The organism is Sphingomonas sp. 2378, assembly GCF_038084995.1.
In the GTDB taxonomy this organism is placed as follows: Bacteria; Pseudomonadota; Alphaproteobacteria; order Sphingomonadales; family Sphingomonadaceae; genus Sphingomonas.
The window spans coordinates 80,511-98,850 of sequence record NZ_JAXCMJ010000007.1 but is presented as its reverse complement, the minus strand read 5'-3'; the positions used below and the strand labels follow the sequence as shown (position 1 = coordinate 98,850).

General features: G+C 67.1%; 13 protein-coding genes. 7 read left to right on the top strand and 6 right to left on the bottom strand.

The features are described 5' to 3' along the window. Positions 1–156 precede the first annotated feature (156 nt). The 3 genes from SM191_RS06005 to SM191_RS05995 all read left to right on the top strand — a co-directional run bounded on the left by SM191_RS06005 (position 157) and on the right by SM191_RS05995 (position 6,260). Entirely contained in the window at positions 157–2,349 is a 2,193-nt protein-coding gene (locus SM191_RS06005) for an alpha-galactosidase (RefSeq protein ID WP_341505378.1), read from the top strand. A gap of 121 nt (positions 2,350–2,470) precedes the next feature. After that, positions 2,471–5,230 carry a TonB-dependent receptor gene (locus SM191_RS06000; protein ID WP_341505377.1) on the top strand — a complete coding sequence of 920 codons (2,760 nt, stop codon included), beginning with the start codon at positions 2,471–2,473 and terminating at the stop codon, positions 5,228–5,230. A gap of 22 nt (positions 5,231–5,252) precedes the next feature. Beyond that, positions 5,253–6,260 (top strand): aldose epimerase family protein, encoded by a 1,008-nt coding sequence (locus SM191_RS05995; RefSeq protein WP_341505376.1) that lies wholly within the window; start codon positions 5,253–5,255, stop codon positions 6,258–6,260. Here SM191_RS05995 and SM191_RS05990 read toward each other — a convergent pair. The 5 genes from SM191_RS05990 to SM191_RS05970 are packed head-to-tail and all read right to left on the bottom strand — an operon-like array spanning position 6,255 to position 11,598. Further along, positions 6,255–6,971 (bottom strand): SDR family NAD(P)-dependent oxidoreductase, encoded by a 717-nt coding sequence (locus SM191_RS05990; protein ID WP_341505375.1) that lies wholly within the window; start codon positions 6,969–6,971, stop codon positions 6,255–6,257. The genes SM191_RS05995 and SM191_RS05990 overlap by 6 nt on opposite strands. Continuing rightward, positions 6,965–8,110: a galactonate dehydratase gene (gene dgoD / locus SM191_RS05985; RefSeq protein ID WP_341505374.1), complete on the bottom strand. Its 1,146-nt coding sequence runs from the start codon at positions 8,108–8,110 to the stop codon at positions 6,965–6,967. Before dgoD ends, SM191_RS05990 begins: the two co-directional genes overlap by 7 nt. A 1-nt stretch (position 8,111) precedes the next feature. Then, on the bottom strand, positions 8,112–9,092 hold the full coding sequence (gene araH / locus SM191_RS05980) for an L-arabinose ABC transporter permease AraH (protein ID WP_307002151.1): 981 nt from the start codon (positions 9,090–9,092) through the stop codon (positions 8,112–8,114). Continuing rightward, entirely contained in the window at positions 9,089–10,609 is a 1,521-nt protein-coding gene (gene araG, locus SM191_RS05975; protein ID WP_341505373.1) for an L-arabinose ABC transporter ATP-binding protein AraG, read from the bottom strand. Before araG ends, araH begins: the two co-directional genes overlap by 4 nt. After that, the gene (locus SM191_RS05970) at positions 10,606–11,598 is read right to left on the bottom strand and encodes a substrate-binding domain-containing protein (protein ID WP_341505372.1); all 993 of its coding nucleotides are present in this window, start codon (positions 11,596–11,598) and stop codon (positions 10,606–10,608) included. The genes araG and SM191_RS05970 overlap by 4 nt, the downstream gene beginning before the upstream one ends. A gap of 76 nt (positions 11,599–11,674) precedes the next feature. Here SM191_RS05970 and SM191_RS05965 point away from each other — a divergent pair, with 76 nt between their 5' ends. Both SM191_RS05965 and SM191_RS05960 read left to right on the top strand, forming a co-directional pair. Next, positions 11,675–12,532, top strand: a complete 858-nt coding sequence (locus tag SM191_RS05965) for an SMP-30/gluconolactonase/LRE family protein (protein WP_341505371.1) — start codon at positions 11,675–11,677, stop codon at positions 12,530–12,532. Between the two features lie 43 nt (positions 12,533–12,575). Beyond that, entirely contained in the window at positions 12,576–13,304 is a 729-nt protein-coding gene (locus SM191_RS05960; protein ID WP_341505370.1) for a FadR/GntR family transcriptional regulator, read from the top strand. Here SM191_RS05960 and SM191_RS05955 read toward each other — a convergent pair. Next, entirely contained in the window at positions 13,301–15,526 is a 2,226-nt protein-coding gene (locus SM191_RS05955; RefSeq protein WP_341505369.1) for a penicillin acylase family protein, read from the bottom strand. The two genes, SM191_RS05960 and SM191_RS05955, sit on opposite strands and share 4 nt — an antisense overlap. 69 nt (positions 15,527–15,595) lie before the next feature. On the opposite strand from SM191_RS05955, the gene SM191_RS05950 reads away from it, so the two are divergent. Beyond that, entirely contained in the window at positions 15,596–16,969 is a 1,374-nt protein-coding gene (locus tag SM191_RS05950) for a hypothetical protein (RefSeq protein ID WP_341505368.1), read from the top strand. Between the two features lie 157 nt (positions 16,970–17,126). Continuing rightward, positions 17,127–18,314, top strand: coding sequence for an alpha/beta hydrolase-fold protein (locus SM191_RS05945; protein WP_341505367.1), 1,188 nt, complete (start codon positions 17,127–17,129; stop codon positions 18,312–18,314). Positions 18,315–18,340: the final 26 nt, after the last annotated feature.

Below are 18,340 nucleotides of genomic sequence, written 5' to 3'. Positions count from 1 at the left end.
TCCGCCGCACTAAGCCTTGGATCGCGAGGGTGCTTGGTCATGGACGCCGGAACCCATCCCCACCGAGATACTATTTGCGCTTCAAATAAATATGATATTAACTCCAGCGCGCGTCCGCCAGGCCGCTATGGATATGAAGGAGAGAATATGCGAGCGATGGGCAAAATAGCGGCTCTGCTTCTACTGGGTACGGCACCGGTTCCGGCGTTCGCACAGGCCAGCTACGATGGCGCGGCGCGTATGTTCCGGCTCGATGGCGGCGACGTGACCTATGCGTTCAAGGTCAATGCACAGGGTATATTGCAGTCGGTCTATTGGGGCCGGCGCCTGCCCGATCGCGTCCCCTTGAGCGCTCCCGAACTGTCGGGCCTGAGCGGATTCGACATCGCCGCCAATGTCGTGCCGCAGGAATATGCCGGTCAGGGCGGCGGGCTCTATGCCGAACCCGCGCTGAAGGTCGCCTATCCCGATGGCAATCGCGATCTGGTCCTATACTATCGCAGCCACCGGATGGACGGCGATGCCGTGCATGTGACGCTGAGCGATCTGGACCGGCCGCTGTTCGTCACCCTGACATACCGGATCGATCGCGGCACCGGCGTCATCGCGCGTTCGGCGGTCATCGAAAATCGCGGCACCACGGACGTCCGGCTCGATCAGGTCGCCGCCGCCGGACTGACGCTGCCGGTCGCCTATGACTACAAGTTGCATTTCTCCACCGGGCGCTGGGCGGCGGAATGGACGATGCGCGAACGCGCGATCACACCGGGCGCCACCGTGCTGGAGAGCCGTCGCGGATCGACCGGAAGCGAGAACAACCCGTGGTTCATGGTGACCCGCAACGGCACCGACGAAGCCAAAGGCCCGGCCTGGATCGGCGCGCTCGCCTGGAGCGGATCGTGGCGGCTGAACTTCAACCAGGATGTGACCGGACGCATCCGCATCGTCGGCGGCTATAACCCGTTCGACTTCGCCTATCGCCTGCAACCGGGCGGGAAGCTGGAAACGCCGATCTTCTATGTCGGCTTTTCCGACGCCGGCAAGGGCGGCGCCAGCCGTATCTTCCACCGGTTCCAGCGCGAACAGGTGCTGCCACGGCATGGCGGTCGCCTGCCCTTGCGCAAGGTCCTCTACAATAGCTGGGAAGCGACCGAGTTCGACGTCAACGAGGCGGGGCAGATGGCGCTGGCCGAACGCGCCGCGACGCTGGGCGTTGAGCGGTTCGTGATGGACGATGGCTGGTTCGGCGGACGCAACAACGACCGTGCGGGCCTGGGCGACTGGAGCGTCAACCGTACGAAATTCCCCAACGGGCTGACGCCGCTGATCGACCGGGTCAAGGCGCTGGGCATGGATTTCGGCCTGTGGGTCGAACCGGAGATGATCAACGCCGACAGCGACCTGTACCGTGCCCATCCCGACTGGGTGATGCAGTTCAAGGGGCGTCCGCGCAGCGAGGGGCGCAACCAGCTGGTCCTCAACCTCGCGCGGACCGATGTGCGCGACTATGTGCTGGCGACGCTCGACGGCCTGCTGAAGACCAACGACATCGCGTTCCTCAAATGGGACTATAACCGCAACTGGTCCGAACCCGGCTGGCCCGACGCCGATGTCGCCGACCAGCAGGCCATCTATGTCGCCTATGTCCGCAACCTCTACTGGATCCTCGACGAGCTGCGCAAACGGCATCCGCGCGTGGAGATCGAGAGTTGTTCGGGCGGCGGCGGTCGGGTCGACATGGGGATCATGGCGCGCACCGATCAGATGTGGCCGTCGGACAATACCGACCCGCTCGACCGGATGGATATCCAGGACGGCTATACCCAGGCCTATGCGCCCGCGACGATGATGGCGTGGGTGACCGACAGCCCGCATTGGGTGAACCATCGCCAGACGACGCTGGCGTTCCGGTTCCTGTCGGCGATGCAGGGCGGGCTGGGGATCGGCACCAACCTGAACAAATGGCAGGAGATCGATTTCACCATCGCCCGTGCCTATATCGCCGCATACAAGCGTATCCGCGAAACGGTGCAGCAGGGCGACCTGTACCGGCTGAACCGTCCGACCGAGGCCGATCCGCGCTGGACCAACCTCTATGTGTCGGCCGATCGCAAACAGGCGGCGTTGTTCACCTTGGTCGCCAACACCCACAAGCTGGACGTGATGCCCGCCATCGCGCTCACCGGGCTCGACCCCGATGCGCAATATCGGATCGAGTCGATGGACGGGCAGAAACTGCCCGCCACCGTGCCGCCCGTCGCCAGCGGCGGCTATTGGATGCGGCATGGACTGGACGTCACGCTGAGAGGCGACTTCCAAGGGGTCGGCGTGATCCTGACGCGGCAATGATGCATCGCAATAAGTAATACAAAATTTTCGCTTAGCTGAGATAAACCCTGAAAAAATGCTGGACAGCCGTTTTAAAGTAATATTTATTGTGGGCCAGTCACAACAAAATGGGGGGATCGTCATGCGAAAATTTCGTCATAATGCGGCCTTGCTGCTGTCGGGAGCATCACTGCTGCTGGCCGGAACCGCACCCGCGCTGGCACAGGAGGCGCCGACCGCGCCCAGCCGAACGACGGAAGACGATCCCCTCAGGGAAGGCGACGAAATCGTCGTCACCGGCATCCGGGCCAGCCTGGCCAACGCGCTGGAGGTGAAGCGCGACACGATCGGGGTGGTCGACGGTATTTCGGCCAAGGATATCGGCGACTTCCCCGACGCCAATATCGCGGAATCGCTGCAACGCATCACCGGCGTCGCGATCAGCCGCACCAATGGCGAAGGTCGCGGGATCACGGTTCGTGGCCTGGGGCCGGAATTCAATACGGTCCTGCTCAACAACCGGCTGCTGTCGACCGATGCGGGTGGCCGGTCCTTCTCGTTCGACATCCTGTCGTCCGAACTCATCACCGGGGCCGAGGTCTATAAATCGTCGGAAGCGCGGTTCCAGGAGGGCGGCATCGGCTCGACGGTCATCCTGCGCACCGCGCGCCCGACCGACCGCGCCGGTCTGCGCTTTTCAGGCAGCGTCCAGGGGCGGCACGACAACACATCGGACACCATCACCCCGGTCGTGTCGGGCGTCATCAGCCATAGCAACGCCGATCGCACCTTCGGCGTGCTCGCCAGCGTGATCTACGACAAGCGTCGCTTCGCGCTGCGCAACATCTCGACCGATGGCTGGATCGTCAACCAGCGGGTCGACACCGATGGCGACGGCGTGCGCGAAAGGGCCGGGGTGGCGCTGCCGCGCACATTGAACTTCACCGCCAGCGAAACGAGCCGCGAACGCATCGGCGGCACCTTCGCGCTGGATTATGTGATCTCGGACAAGGTGCGCTTCGAGCTGGACGCGCTCTATACCCAGCAAAAGGCCGACAGCCGGACCAACCAGCTCGGCTATTATGTCGATCCGGCGCGGATCACGTCGGCGACGATCAACGCGAACGGCACCGCCACGCAGTTCACCGTGCTGCCGGCGACCGCCACCGCAGGGCTGGCCGCCGACCATATCGTGTCGACCGCGCCGCAGGATGCCCGCACCTATCAGATCGGCGCGCGCATCAAGTGGAAGCCGACCGACACGCTCTCCATCGATTTCGACGCGGCGCATTCCAATTCGCGCAATGCATCGGACCAGTTGTTCTATGTCGTCGGCGTGCGTCAGACCGGCGTGACGCCGACCTTCGTCCTGAACGGGCCGGACGGCCTGCTGACCATGACGAACATCCTGCCGACCAACGACAATTCGGCGGTGCGGCTGCATTGCTGTTCGGAACGCGGCGGGCGCAACGGCGATACGGTGAACCAGGGCGCGGTCGATCTGACTTGGGACCGCAACGGCTTTCTCGACAAGATCCAGGCGGGGCTGCTGTTCACCAACCGCAAGAAGATCACCGTCGCGCGCGAATCGCCGGAACCGCTCGGCTGCTTCTATTGCGGCTATCAGGCGCTGGCACCATCGTCGCTGTTCACCAATTTCAACGCCAATGTCCTGGGCCGCAACCTGACCTGGCTGAACTATGATCGCGACGCGCTGGTCCGCTATTGGGGATCGGCCGAGGCCGCCAACCAGGTCGGCGGATCGTCGCAATCGGCGATCGACGCGCGCAACCGGTTCCTCGCGGTGTTCGCCGGGAACAACAACAGCCTGAATCCGATCGACCTCGAACGTGGATCGGGTACCGTGCGCGAGAACACCTATGCCGGCTATGTCCAGGCGGCCTTCGCGGGTGAGATGGGCGGCGGCCGCTGGACCGCGATGGCGGGCGCGCGGCTGATCCACACCGATCTCTATGCCACCGGCTATTCGGTCACGCTGCTCAACGTCATCAAGAACCCGGCGGACCCTACGGCGGCGCAACCGGTCTATAGCCCGAACATCCCGGTCGATGCGCGCAACAACTATACCTATGTCCTGCCGTCGCTGAACTTCCGCTTCGACGCGACCGACCAGTTGACCTTCCGCCTCGCGGGGTCGCGGACGATGACCCGTCCGACGCTCAGCCGGTTGGGGCTGTCGCAGTCCTTCACCTTCCGCCCGCCCGATTCCAGCTCGGTCAGCGGCGGCAACCCCTATCTGCTGCCGTTCCTGGCGTGGAACGTCGATGCGTCGGCCGACTATTATTTCAGCCGGACCAGCTATGCGAGCATCGCCGCCTTCTACAAGAAGTTGCAGAACTTCATCATCTCCGCCCAGCGCGAAGAGGTGTATTTCGGCGAACGCTTCCTCGCCAACCGACCGTTCAACGCACAGAACGGCGATGTGTACGGGGTGGAAGCGGCGGTGCAGACGGTGTTCGACTTCCTGCCCGCGCCGTTCGACGGCTTCGGCGCATCGGCCAACTATACGCTGGTCCGCAGTTCGATCCGGTTCGATCCGACGCTGAGCAATCAGACGTTCAACGTCGAAGGGCTGTCGGATACCGCCAACCTCGTGCTGTTCTATGAAAAGGACGGTTTTTCGATCCGTGGCGCCTATAACTGGCGTGCGCCGTTCCTCGCTGCGACGTTCGGGGCGCAGAGCCAGCCGACCCAGGTCTTCGCCTATGACCAGATCGACCTGTCGGCATCGGCCAAGCTGAACGACTCGATTTCGGTCTTTGCCGAGGTGCTGAACCTGACCGACAACCGCTACCAGGATTATTCGCGGTTCGAAGAGCGGCGGATCACCGTATCGACGCAAGGCCGCCGTATCGGGGCGGGTATGCGGTTCAACTTCTGATCGGCTATGGAGGGGGGAGACCATGACGGCTTCCCCCTCCCCTTCACCGTTCATGTCCAGGATCGACAGCTTCATCCTCCACCGCGACGGCGGCATCCGCGTCACGCTGACCAATCTGGGCGCGACGCTGATGGCGATCGAAGCGCCGGACCGGCATGGTCGCCATGCGAACGTGCTGCTCGGCCATGCGCGGGTGCGGGACTATCCCGCCGCCGGTGCGCCGGGGCCCGACGCCTATATGGGGGCGACGTGCGGGCGCTATGCCAATCGGATCGCGGGCGCGACCTTCCCGCTGGACGGCGGGATCGTCCGGTTGGTGGCGAATGACGGGCCCAACCATCTCCATGGCGGCATACCCGGCTTTCACCGGGCGATCTGGCGGGTGGAACGGGCGGAGGCGACGCGCCTCGTCCTGGCGCACCACAGCCCGGATGGCGATGCGGGCTGGCCCGGCGCGCTGCATGTCACCGCCACCTTCCTGCTCCCCACGCCGGACCGGTTGCGGGTCGAGTATCGGGCGACGACCGACCGTCCGACGCACGTCAATCTGGTCGGCCATCCCTATTTCAACCTGTCGGGTGATCCAGCGACGACGATCCACGATCACCGCCTGCGCATCGCCGCCGACCATATCCTGTCGACCGACGAGGCTGCGCTGCCGACCGGGGAGCGCCAGCGCGTCGAGGGTACCCCCTTCGACTTTCGGACCTCGCGACCCATCGGTCGAGAGGTCCGTCCCGGATACAACCATAATTACTGCCTGGCCGGGGACGGCCTGCGCGAAGTTGCCTGGCTCGACCATCCGTCCAGCGGCCGCAGACTGACGATCGCGACTGACCGGCCGGGACTGCAATTCTACGACGGATACGCCTTGTCGGGCGCGTTCGCACCGCATGAAGGGCTGTGCCTGGAGGCGCAGGGCTGGCCGGACGCGGTTCACCACCCGCAATTTCCCTCCAGCCGCCTCGATCCCGGTGATCGCTGGCAGGCGGTTACCGAATGGCGCTTCGGCGTGACCCCGGCGTCATAACCGCCCCATCCTGCCGCCATCGGCAACCAGCTCCGCGCCGGACACGAAGCGCGCCCCATCCGAGGCGAGGAACAGCGCAAGCGAGGCGATATCCGCCGGTGTGCCGATATCGGCGGGATCGATCACCTCGATCCCCGCCGCGATGTTCGGGCTGGCGCGCAGCAGCGGCGTGTCGATCGCGCCGGGCAGGATCGCGTTGCAGCGGATGCCGCGCGCCGCCCCCTCGATCGCGGTCGATCGCGTCAGGCTGACCAGCGCGGCCTTGGATGCGGCATAGGAAGCGACCTCGGCGGAGGTGCGATGGGCATGGATCGACGCCACGTTCACGATCGCCCCGCCCGACGGCATGTGGCGCAACGCGTGGCCGGTGAACAGCGCCGGCGCGATCAGGTTGACCGCCAGCAAGCGCTGCCAGTCGGCGGCATCCTGTTCCTCGATCGGCTTGTAGATCATGATCCCGGCGACGTTGACCAATATGTCGAACCGCCCGAACCGGTCGAGCGTCGCCGCCACCGCCCGGTCGACAGCGCCCGGATCGGCGATGTCGCACGCGATCGCCAGATGGCGGTCGTCGTGGCGCAGTGCATCGGCAGTGCGGTCGACCATCGCGACCGCCGCCCCCGCGTCCGCCAGCGCGGCGGCGATCGCCCCGCCGATGCCGCCGCCCGCACCGGTGACGATCGCCACCCTGCCATCGAACCCCGTCACCATTCGCGTAGACTCCCATCGGTGCCGCGCCACACCGGATTGCGCCAGCGATGCGGAACCCGTGCCGCGTCGCGCACCCGCGCCTCGTCGATCGTCACGCCCAATCCCGGTCCGCGCGGCACGGCGACGCGGCCATTGCGCACCGTCAGCACCTCCGGATCGCTCAGATAGGTCAGCAGATCGGCATCGGCCTGGTTATAATGGATGCCGAGCGAGATTTCCTGGATCACGAAATTGGGCGTCGTCGCCGCGACCTGGAAACAGGCGGCCAGCGCCAGCGGCCCCAACGGGCAATGCGGGGCGAGCGCCACGTCATAGGCCTCGGCCATGGCGGCGATCCGGCGCCCCTCCGAAATGCCACCGGCATGGGCCAGATCGGGCTGCGCCACATCGATGACCGCGCGCTCGAAAAAGGGTTTGAAATCCCACCGCGAATAAAGCCGCTCCCCCATCGCCAGCGGCACCGTGGACTGGGCCGCGATCTGCGCCAGCGCTTCGGGGTGTTCGCCCAGCAGCACCTCCTCGACGAACAGCGGGCCGAGCGGGGCCAGCGCGTCCACCAGCCGCCGCGCAACCGGTTTGTGGACCCGGCCGTGGAAATCGATGCCCACGTCCATCCCCGTCTCGCGGACCATCGCCAGCCGTTCGACGGCGGCATCGACGGCACTGGGGCTGGCCAGCCATTCCATCTCCTCCGACCCGTTCATCTTGATCGCGTCGAACCCTTGCGCCTTGCGGGTAAGCGCGGCGGCGGCGACGTCGCTCGGCCGGTCGCCGCCGATCCAGGCATAGACGCGGATGCTGTCGCGCACGCGCCCGCCCAGCAGGTCGTGGACCGGCACGCCCAGCGCCCGCCCGCGCAAGTCCCACAAGGCCATGTCGATGCCGGAGATCGCCGACATCAGCACCGGGCCGCCGCGATAGAAGCCCAGGCGATAGAGCATCTGCCACGCATCCTCGATCCGGTCGGCGTCATGGCCGATCAGCCGGTCGCGCGCGGCGTCCAGCGCCCCCGCCACCGCCTCCGCATGGCCCTCCAGACTGGCCTCGCCCCAGCCGACGCTGCCGTCGTCGCACTCGATGCGCACGAACAGCCAGCGCGGCGGCACGAGAAAATGTTCGATCCTGGCAATGCGGGCCATGTCAGCGAATGCTCCGTTCGGGGGCCGCGCGCGTCAGCGACAGGCGCGGCAGGCGCCCCGTCTGGCGCAGCCGGTCGGCGATGACCGCGATCAGCAGGATGCCGCCGCGCACGACATATTGATAGAAGGTGGGGATGTTCAGCAGGTTCAGCGCATTTTGCGCCGCGCCCATGATGAGGACGCCGATCATCACCCCGCCGATCGTCGCGACCCCGCCCGACAACGACACGCCGCCCAGCACGCAGGCCGAGATCACGGCCAGCTCCAACCCGATGCTGGTATTGGGCTGGCCGCTGGTGATGCGCGCCGCCAGGATGATACCGGCCAGCGCCGCCATCAGCCCCTGCAACGCGAACACGATGATCCGCACCCGCGTGATCGGCACCCCCGCCAGCCGCGCGGCCTCCGCATTGCCGCCGATCGCCAGGATGTTGCGGCCGAACACCGTGCGGTTGAGCACGACGCCGAACAGCGCGAACCCGGCCACCATGATCCAGATCGGCCAGCCGATGCCCAGCATCCCGCCCGACCCCAGCGTGTAGAAGCGCTGGAGCGGGATGGCGACGCTCTGTCCGCCCGAGGTGAGGAAGGCGAGGCCGCGCACCATTTCCATCGTCGCCAGCGTGACGATCAGGGAATTGACCTGGAAACCGGCGATCAGCACGCCGTTCACCAGCCCGACCGCCAACCCGCCGCCCAGCCCGGCCAGCACGCCCAGCGTCACGCTGCCGGTCGCGCCCATCGTCACCGCCGCCAGCACGCCCGAAAAGGCGACCGTCGAGCCGACCGACAGGTCGACTTCGCGCATCGCCAGCACGAGCATCATCGTCGCGGCGATGGTGCCGACCAGCGTGACCGACAATAACAGGCCCTGTGCGTTGCGTACCGACAGGAAGTCGGGAACGAACAGGCCGAGCGCGGCGAGCAGTAGGACGAGCAGCAGCAGCGGCCCTGCGCGTGAAAGGATCGAGGAAGGCGTCATACGGGCATCGGCTCCCTGACAGATGAAGTTGTGGATTCGGGCAGCGCTAGCCGCAGCAACGTCTCGGCATTCGCCTGTTCGCGGGGGATGACGGCGGCCAGCGTGCCTTCGCGCATCACGGCGATGCGATCGGCGACGCCCAGCACTTCGGCCATGTCGGACGAGGCGAACAGGACGCTGCCGCCCGCTTCGGCGAAGCGGTACAGCCGGTCGTAGATTTCGCTGCGCGCGCCGACATCGATACCGCGCGTCGGTTCGTCGAGCAGCAGGACGCGGGCCTCCGCCATCAGCCAGCGGCCGATCACCGCCTTTTGCTGGTTGCCGCCCGACAATTGCGCGATCGGCGTCTCGGCGCTGGCGGTCTTGACCCGCATGTCGGCGATCACCGCCGCCGCGCCGTCACGTTCGGCACGGCGCCGCAGCCACGGCGTACCGCCCCGCAGGTTACGCCAGCCCATCGCGATATTCTCCCGCACCGAGGCCAGCGGGATCAGCCCGGCGTCCTTGCGATCCTCTGGGCACAGGCCCAGGCCGGCGGCGATCGCCGCGCGTGGATCGCCGGGCGGCAGCGCGACGCCATCGCGTAGCACTCGCCCCGCGCTCGGTCGTGCCGCGCCGTAGACCAGCCGGAACAGTTCGGAACGCCCTGCCCCGACCAGCCCGAACAGGCCCAGTATCTCTCCCTCCGCCACCTGCAACGACAGCGGCGCGCGGACCCCCGGCCCCGTGATGGCATCGATCGTCAACGCCTCGCGCCCCTTTGCGCGGGGGCGATAGTGATAGATGTCGGCGATCTCCCGTCCGGCCATCGCGGCGATCAGCCGGTCGGCGTCGCTGGGGCCGATCGGCGAGACATCGGTCACGTGACGCCCGTCGCGCAGCACCGTGGCGCTGTCGGCCAGGGCATAGACCTCTTCCATCCGGTGGCTGACATACAGGATCGCCGCGCCCCCCGCGCGCAGTTCGCCGATGATCGCCATCAGCCGATCCGTCTCCCGCGCGCTGAGCGAACTGGTCGGTTCGTCGAATGCGATGATGCGGGCGTCGCGCAGCAGCGCGCGGCCGATCTCGACCATCTGACGCTGGCCGATCGACAGGCTGCCGAGCCGCGTGTCCGGCGCGATCTCCTCGCCCAGCCGGGCCAGCACCGAAGCGGCGCGGGCGTGCAGATCCGCGCGATCGACCCAGCCGCCCCGCGCGGGCAGCGTACCGAGCATCAGATTCTCGGCGACCGACAGGTCGGGCACGAGTTGCAATTCCTGATGGATGATCGCGATTCCGGCATCCTGCGCGTCGCGTGGCCGGTGGAACGCACAAGACCGTCCATCAACCGCCAGCGTACCGGCATCGGGGCGATACTGGCCAGACAGGATTTTCAGCAGCGTCGACTTGCCCGCGCCATTCTCGCCGATCAACGCGCGCACCTCGCCCGCCGCGACGGTGAAGGATATGTCGTCGAGCGCGACAACGCCGGGAAACCGCTTGCCGACATGATCGAAGCGTAGCCTTTCGCTCATGCCATCGCCTCCTCGGCCAGGATGCGGCGGAAGTTGCCGCGATCGAGCAGGACGCCGCTGGTCAGCGTCAGCGGCGGCGGCGCCAAACCGTCGCGAACCCAGCGCGCCACCGCCGCCGCCGTGTCATATCCGTGCCGCCGCGCGCTGAGCAGCACGGTGGCGAAGAAGCCGGTCGGGATCGGCTTGGCCAGTTCGGCGATCGCCGCCTCCGATCCGCCGATACCGATGCCGATCAACGCGGCGGGCGACAGGCGCAATCCTTCGGCGGCGCGCACCCCGCCGACGACCGTCTCGTCATTGAGGCCGAGGATGATCCAATGGTCGATATCGGAATGCGCGGTCAGCACCGGTGCGGCGGCGGTGAACGCCCCCTCGGTATCGGTGGTCCGTTGCGGCGCATCGAACACACGCGCGAAGCCCGCCGCCCGCAACGCGCCGACCGCGCCCGCCGTGCGTTCGCGCCCGGTGTCGAGACTGTCATAGGCGATGCGCAACACGCCCGTGGTCGCGGGGGACCAGCCACGCCGCCCCGCCTCCGCCGCCGCCGCACGCCCTGCGACTTCGCCGATCGCGGTCGCCGAAATGCCGACATGCGGCACCGATTCGATCGGCTGTCCGTCCGCGCCGATCAGCCGGTCGTCGACCGATAGCAGCTTCATTCCCGTCCGCGCGGCGAACCCCGCAATGGCCGGGCCCAGCCGGGGATCGGGCGTGCAGATGACCAGGCCCCCGGCATAACGCGCATAGAGGGTCCACAAGGCGGAGAGCAGCCGGTCGCCATCCTCCGCGCCGATTTCGATGACCGAAAAGCCCAGATCGCGCGCCGCCGCGCGGGCGAAGCGCCACTCGTCCTGAAACCATTGTTCCTGCGGCATCTTCACGACGAAGCCGATCCGCACGCCGTCCGCTGCGGCAGAACAACCGCCCAGCGTGCCGCCCAGCGTCGTGGCGGCCAACGTGCCCAGCATCGCCCTGCGCGTGCTTATCATCGTGCCGCCCCCTCTCCTATCGGCTTGCATCCTGCTCTTCGTTATATATCATATTTATTGAAGGGAAAGGGCCAAGATGACCGATTTCGAGATCGTGGCGCGCGACGGCGTCGATCAACTGGGCGAAGGACCGCTGTGGCGGGTCGCGGACCAGAGCCTCTGGTGGGTCGATATCGTCGTCCCGGCGCTCAACCGGCTGACGGTGGCGACCGGGGTGGTCGAGCGCTGGGCGATGCCCGAACCGATCGGCTGGGTGGTGGACCGCGCGGGCGGCGGCCTGCTCGCCGGGTTCCGCAGCGGGATCGCGGCGCTCGACCCCGACAGCCTTGCGATCGACTTCTGGGTCGCGCCCGAGCCGGACCGGCCGCACAACCGGCTGAACGACGCGAAGGTCGATGCGACCGGACGGCTGTGGTTCGGGTCGAAGGACGATCGCGATCTCGACGACAGCGGCGCACTCTATGCAATGGGCTCGGACCGCCAGCCGAAGCGGCATGACGACGGCTATCGGGTCGCGAACGGCCCCGCCTTCTCCCTCGACGGGCGGTTCCTCTACCATGCCGACAGCGGACGGCGTGTCGTCTATCGCTTCGCCGTCGATGAGGATGGAGCGCTCGCCGAACGCACCCCGTTCGTCACCTTCGACCCGGCATGGGGCTATCCCGACGGCATGACCGTCGATGCGCAGAACTGCCTGTGGGTCGCACATTGGGGCGGCGGCGCGATCAGCCGGTTCGATCCTGAGGGGCGACGGATGCAGACGGTGGCACTGCCCGCGACCAATGTGACCAGTTGCACATTCGGCGGGGCGGGACTCGATCGGCTTTACGTCACATCGGCGGCGATGACGTCGCCGGGGACGCCGGCGGATGGGGCGCTGTTCGTGCTGGATGTCGGCGTCGGCGGCCGTCCCGCCACGGCGTTCGCCGGGTAAAGCCCGCTTGGCGCATTCTTGTCGCATGCCCTATGGGAAGGAGATGACAGAGGAATCCGGATCGCATGACGGCCGCAACCTGACCGCAAAGATCGTCGACGATCTCGGCCTGGCCATCGTCACCGAGCATTTCCGGTCGGGATCGCCCTTCCCGACCGAAGCGGAATTGTGCGAACGCTATGACGCCAGCCGCCCGGTCCTGCGCGAGGCGGTGAAGATGCTGGCGGCCAAGGGGCTGCTGGTCGGGCGCAAGCGGGCAGGGACTCTGGTCCAGCCGGAAGACAATTGGAACCTGCTCGACCCCGATGTGCTGCGCTGGATGTTGCAGCGTGACTTCTCGATCGACCTGTTGATCGACTTCACCGAAATCCGCCTCGCCATCGAACCGCGCGCCGCGACGCTGGCGGCGCATTCGGCGTCGGGGCCGCAGCGCGCCGCGATCATCGCCGCGACCGAACGCATGGCCGCCGCCGACCGGGGAGAGGAGGATGCGCTGGAGGCGGATATCGCCTTCCACATCGCGGTGCTCCGGGCGAGCAACAACCGGTTCCTTCGCCAGTTCACCGACCTGACGGAGACGACGCTGCGCTTCTCGATCCGGCGGACCAACGAATATAAGGGCGTGCCCCGCGCCAGCGCACGCGACCACAAACGCGTCGCCGATGCGATCGTAGAGGGCAATGCCACACTGGCGGGCACGCGGATGTACGAACTGATCTACGGCGCGCTGGAGTTGCTGCTGGTGGCGGGAAAGCACCCGCTGCGCCCCTAACCGCAGGGCGCGCCAGGGGGTGTCGGGGCGCGCGCCGGGGCGGCGGGACGCGGTTCGCCCGGGTGATAGGCGCGGCCCGCAATCGGTCCCAAAGGGATGGCGCGCAAATCACCGGCGGCATAGCGCACCGCCTGGTCGTCGAAATGGGGTGAAGCGGGATCGCCGCTCTGCCCGCCCGCCGATACCGACCAGGCGCGCGGCCCCTGCGGCGTGAATTCGACCATCGCGACGAAGCTGTTGCCGCTGGTCCCATAGAAACAGCGCTGCCCCGCCTGCCGCTCCACGCCGAACGACGCGAGCGACCCGAAATTGCCGCTGGTGAAGGGCACGGGAACGCTCGGCGCGCGGTCGTCGAAACGCGATACGATCGCCCCGCTCAGCCGCTGGAACCGGTTGACCCGCCCCCAGGCGATCGGACCACCGAAATCGGCATTCAGCCGCCGCCACCCATCGGCCAGCGCGGCGATCCGGTCGGCATCGCTGGTGCTATCGGCCAACCACGCAAAGATCGGGCGGCCCGCCGCCCGCGCCTTCGGCCCCTCTCGCCGCCAGAGCGCCTCGCCCCAATAGACTGCGACCGTCGTCGCCACCGACTCCAGCCCCCAGCGACGGTCCCATGCGGTCAGCAGCGCCATCGCCTGTCGAAGCTCTTCGCGGCGTGGATCGCCCGGCGGCAAGGCGGCGAAACCACGGGCCAGCAACGGGATCTGCTGATCGAATAATGGCAGGAAGGAATCGAACGCCGCATCGCGCAGCATGGTCGGCGTGAACCGCCGATCCCCGGACAGCAGAGCCGTGGCATGCACCCCGCGCGGGTTCTCACCGAACTGGTCCATATAGCGCGGATAGTCGGCCGGCCGTGGACTATCGGCACCGGAGGCGGTCCATGGCGCGTCGTTGACGTTCATCACCCAGCCGCTGCGAGGCCGCACGACCTGCGGCAGGTCGGCGAGACGGTGCAGCCCACGCCATGCCGTCGCCGGATCGCTGCCATCGACGGGACGGGTATAATCGAACCGGTCGTCGCGGACCGGCACGAACTGCGGATGGAGATAGGCGATCGTCCCGTCATCGGCGGCGAGAATGGTGTTGTTGGACGAATTGGCCTTGCGGTCGGCGACCCGCAAATAGTCGGCCAGCGTCGTCGCCTTGGTCCGCAGCCAGCTCTGCTCCAGCGCCGGACGCGGCGCGTTCAGCATCGCCACCGCGACCCAGCGCCCGCCTTCGCTGCGGATGATCGGCCCGTGCCGCGTCGCCAGCGTGATGAAGACCCGTTCGCGCAAGCCGCCATCGGTCGCACGTACCAGCAGCCGCACCGTGCTTCGGGCGAAGGGCCGCCACACGGTGCCGTCGCGCCAGCGGGCCGCATCGTCCCGCCCGCGCACCTCGACCGCAAATTCATCGATATTGTCCACGCCGCTCGACGTATGCATCCAGCCGAGCCGCCGGTTGAACCCCTGATAGACGAAGAACTGGCCCCAGGTCGCCGCGCCATAGACCGACAACCCCTCGTCGCTGCTGACCTGTTGCTCGGAGCGGAAGAAGAAGGATGTATGCGGGTTGATCCACAACAGGGCATGGCCGCTGGCGCTGCGCGACGGGCCGATGGCGATGCCGTTCGACCCCTTGGGCTCGACCAGCCGCCCGGCATCGGCCAGCATCGGGTCCGACGCCCGACGCGCGCCGGGCGTGCCGTAAAAGGCGGCGAGCGCGGTCGGATCGACCCCGCGTTCGATATCGCCGCCGATGCTGCCTTCGGAAAAGGCCAGCGCCATCCATGGCTCGAACCGGGTGATCCGCGCCGGGCGTACCGCAGGGTGATCGGCAAGATACTGGTTCAGCCCCGCCGCCCATGCATCCATCAGCCGCCGCAGCCAGGCCGGGCTGCGACGATATTCGGCGGGCAGGCGGGCAGGATCGACGAACAGGCGCTGACGCAGGTCCAGCCACAGGGCCGCTTGCCCCTCCACCTCCGCCAACCGACCCAGCGCGGTCAGATAATTGCGTTCGATCCGGGGAAAATCATCCTCCGCCTGGGCATAGATCATGCCGAACACCGCATCGGCATCGCTTCGGCCATGGACATGGGCGATCCCCACCTCGTCCCGGACGATGCTGACCCGTGCGGCATGGGGCGACGGCGCCGCCGCGCAGGGTAGCGCGCACGTCAGCGCCGCGCCGATCAGGAACAGCCTATGGAGGGCATGGATGCGGTGCTTCATTCGGTTCCCCTTTGCATCGCCATAAAATCATATATATTGGAACAGCGCAAGAATATGCAGGGAGCGTTCATGTCCATTCGCCTGTCCCCCGTCACCATCCCCGATTTCGGCCCGATCGACGAACCGCCCCCCCTGCCCGCCGAGCGTTACGCCGCGCGGTGCGATGCGGCGCTGGCGACGGCGGGTACGGACTGGCTGATGGTCTATGCCGATCGCGAGCATATGGCCAACGTCATGTTCCTGTCGGGGTTCGAGCCCCGGTTCGAGGAGGCGCTGTTGCTGCTGGGCCCGAGGGTTAAGCGGATCCTGATCACCGGCAACGAGTGCATTCCCTATGCCGCCCGCGCCGCGCTTCCGGGGCTGGAAGTACGCCTGTCGCAGACGATGAGCCTGCTGGGCCAGGATCGCACCGCCGCGCCGCGCCTGACCGATGTGCTGCGCGACGCTGGGGTGCGGCGGGGGGCGTCGGTCGGGATCGTCGGGTGGAAATATCTGGGCGAAGAGGAATGGGACCGCGACGTGGACGGACCGCCACCGCCTTTCCTGCCCGCCGCCTATCTCGGCGCGATCGCCGCCGTGGCGGGGGCGGACGGTGTGTGCGACCGGACCGAGGTTCTGCTCCATCCCGAACGGGGGCAGCGGTCGATCATCGATGCCGATCAGATCGCGGTGTTCGAGGCCGCAGCGGCACGCGGCTCGGCGATGGTCTGGTCGATCCTGTCGGGACTGCGCCCCGGCGACAGCGAACGGGCGGGCGCGGCCCGGATGGGCTATGGCGGCGATCCGTTCAACGTCCATGCCATGCTCGCTTCGGGCGGGCCGTCCGACGGATCGGTGATCGGGCTGGCCAGTCCGGGCGCGCGCGTGCTGCGCAAGGGGGACGGCGTATCGACAGCCATCGGGCTATGGGGGGGCCTCAGCGCGCGTGCCGGGTTGCTCGACGATGCGAACGACGCCTTCGTCGCCACCGCCTCCGCCTATTTCGCGGGGCTGCTGGCCTGGTATCGCCATGCCCGTATCGGTTGCACCGGAGCGGCCCTGCACGATGCGGTGGTGGAAACACTCGCCGCCGGTGGGTTGCGATCGCTGCTGAATCCCGGCCATTTGACCGGGCATGAGGAATGGTCCCACACCCCCGTGCGCCCCGGTTCGACCGATCGCTTTCGATCCGGCATGCATGTCCAGGTCGACGTGATCCCGACGCCGATGGCCGATGGCTGGGCGCTGAACTGCGAAGACAGCATCGTGCTGGCCGATGCGGCGCTGCGCGCCGATCTGGCGGAACGACATCCGACAGTGGCTGCGCGGATCGCGGCACGGCGGCGTTTCATGATCGACGTCATCGGGGCGGAAGTCGATGAAGCGGTGCTGCCCCTGTCGACGACACCGCTCTGCCTTCCCCCCTTATGGTTGCGCAGCGACGAGTTGCTCGTCCGCGCATAGCGTCCGGGCGGCGGTAACGCTCACCTCCCGGGCGCGATCGGCTCCTTTATCGGATGGATTTGCGGCAGGGCTTGTCTCCTGTCGCCAATCGGCTCACCATGCTTGGCACAAGGCACGGTCGGAACGGCTGGCCGACAATCACATGGGAGGATGGTCGATGAGGGTGATCCATGCCGCATTGGCAGCAATGATGATAGCGGTACCGCAGGCTTATGCGCAGACGGCACCATCCCCGAACGCCTCCGCCCCCATCGTCGAGGATTTCAAACCCTCCTCGCTCAACCAGCCGGGGCAAGCCTATCCGCAGGTCAATTCGCAGGGCTATGCCCGTTTCCGCATCGTCGCCCCCGATGCAAAGGCGGTGAAGGTCAGCCTGGGTCTCGGGGGGCGCGGCGGGACCGTGTTGACCAAGGGGCCCGACGGCACATGGGTCGGCACGTCCGAAGGGCCGCTGGACGAAGGCTTCCATTATTACCACCTGACCGTCGATGGCGGGACGTTCAACGATCCGGGGACGCTCAACTTCTATGGCTCGACCCGGTGGGAGAGCGGGATCGAAATCCCGGCGCATGACGCCGATTTCTATGCGCTGAAGGACGTGCCCCATGGCCACGTCGAACAGATATTGTTCCCCTCCCCCAGCACTGGCGCACAGCGGCGCGCCTTCGTCTACACCCCGCCCGGCTATGACCGGAATGCGCGGGAACGATATCCGGTCCTCTATCTCCAGCATGGCTGGGGCGAGGACGAGACCGCCTGGTCGAACCAGGGCCATGCCAATCTGATCATGGACAATCTGATCGCCGCCGGAAAGACGCGGCCGTTCATCATCGTCATGACCTATGGCATGACCAACGACATTCGCCCCGGCCAGCCCGGCGGATTGGCGGCATTCGATATCCGCCCGTTCCAGACGGTGCTGCTGAACGAGTTGATCCCCTATGTCGACGGGCATTTCCGCACCCTGCCGGACCAGCGCCACCGCGCCATGGCAGGCCTGTCGATGGGCGGGTTCGAGACCAAGCTGATCGCGCCCAAAAATCTCGACCGCTTCGCCTATATCGGGTTGCTCAGCGGGGGCACCGTCTCGCTGGACGACGTCAAGGCGACGCCGGGCTATCGCGACAAGGTCAAGCTGACCTTCGTCAGCTTCGGCAGCCGCGAGTTGGAGGGGGGCCGCTCGGGCCCGCCCGGTGGTCCGCGCAGCGACCCGCGCGCCAATGCCGAGGCGCTGAAACAGGCGGGGCTGAACAGCGTGTTCTTCGTCTCGCCCGATACGGGGCATGAGTTCCAGACCTGGCGGCGCAGCCTTCAGGCGATGGCGCCTTTGCTGTTCCGCGACTGAACCGGGTCGGGGCGGCTGACCCGTGC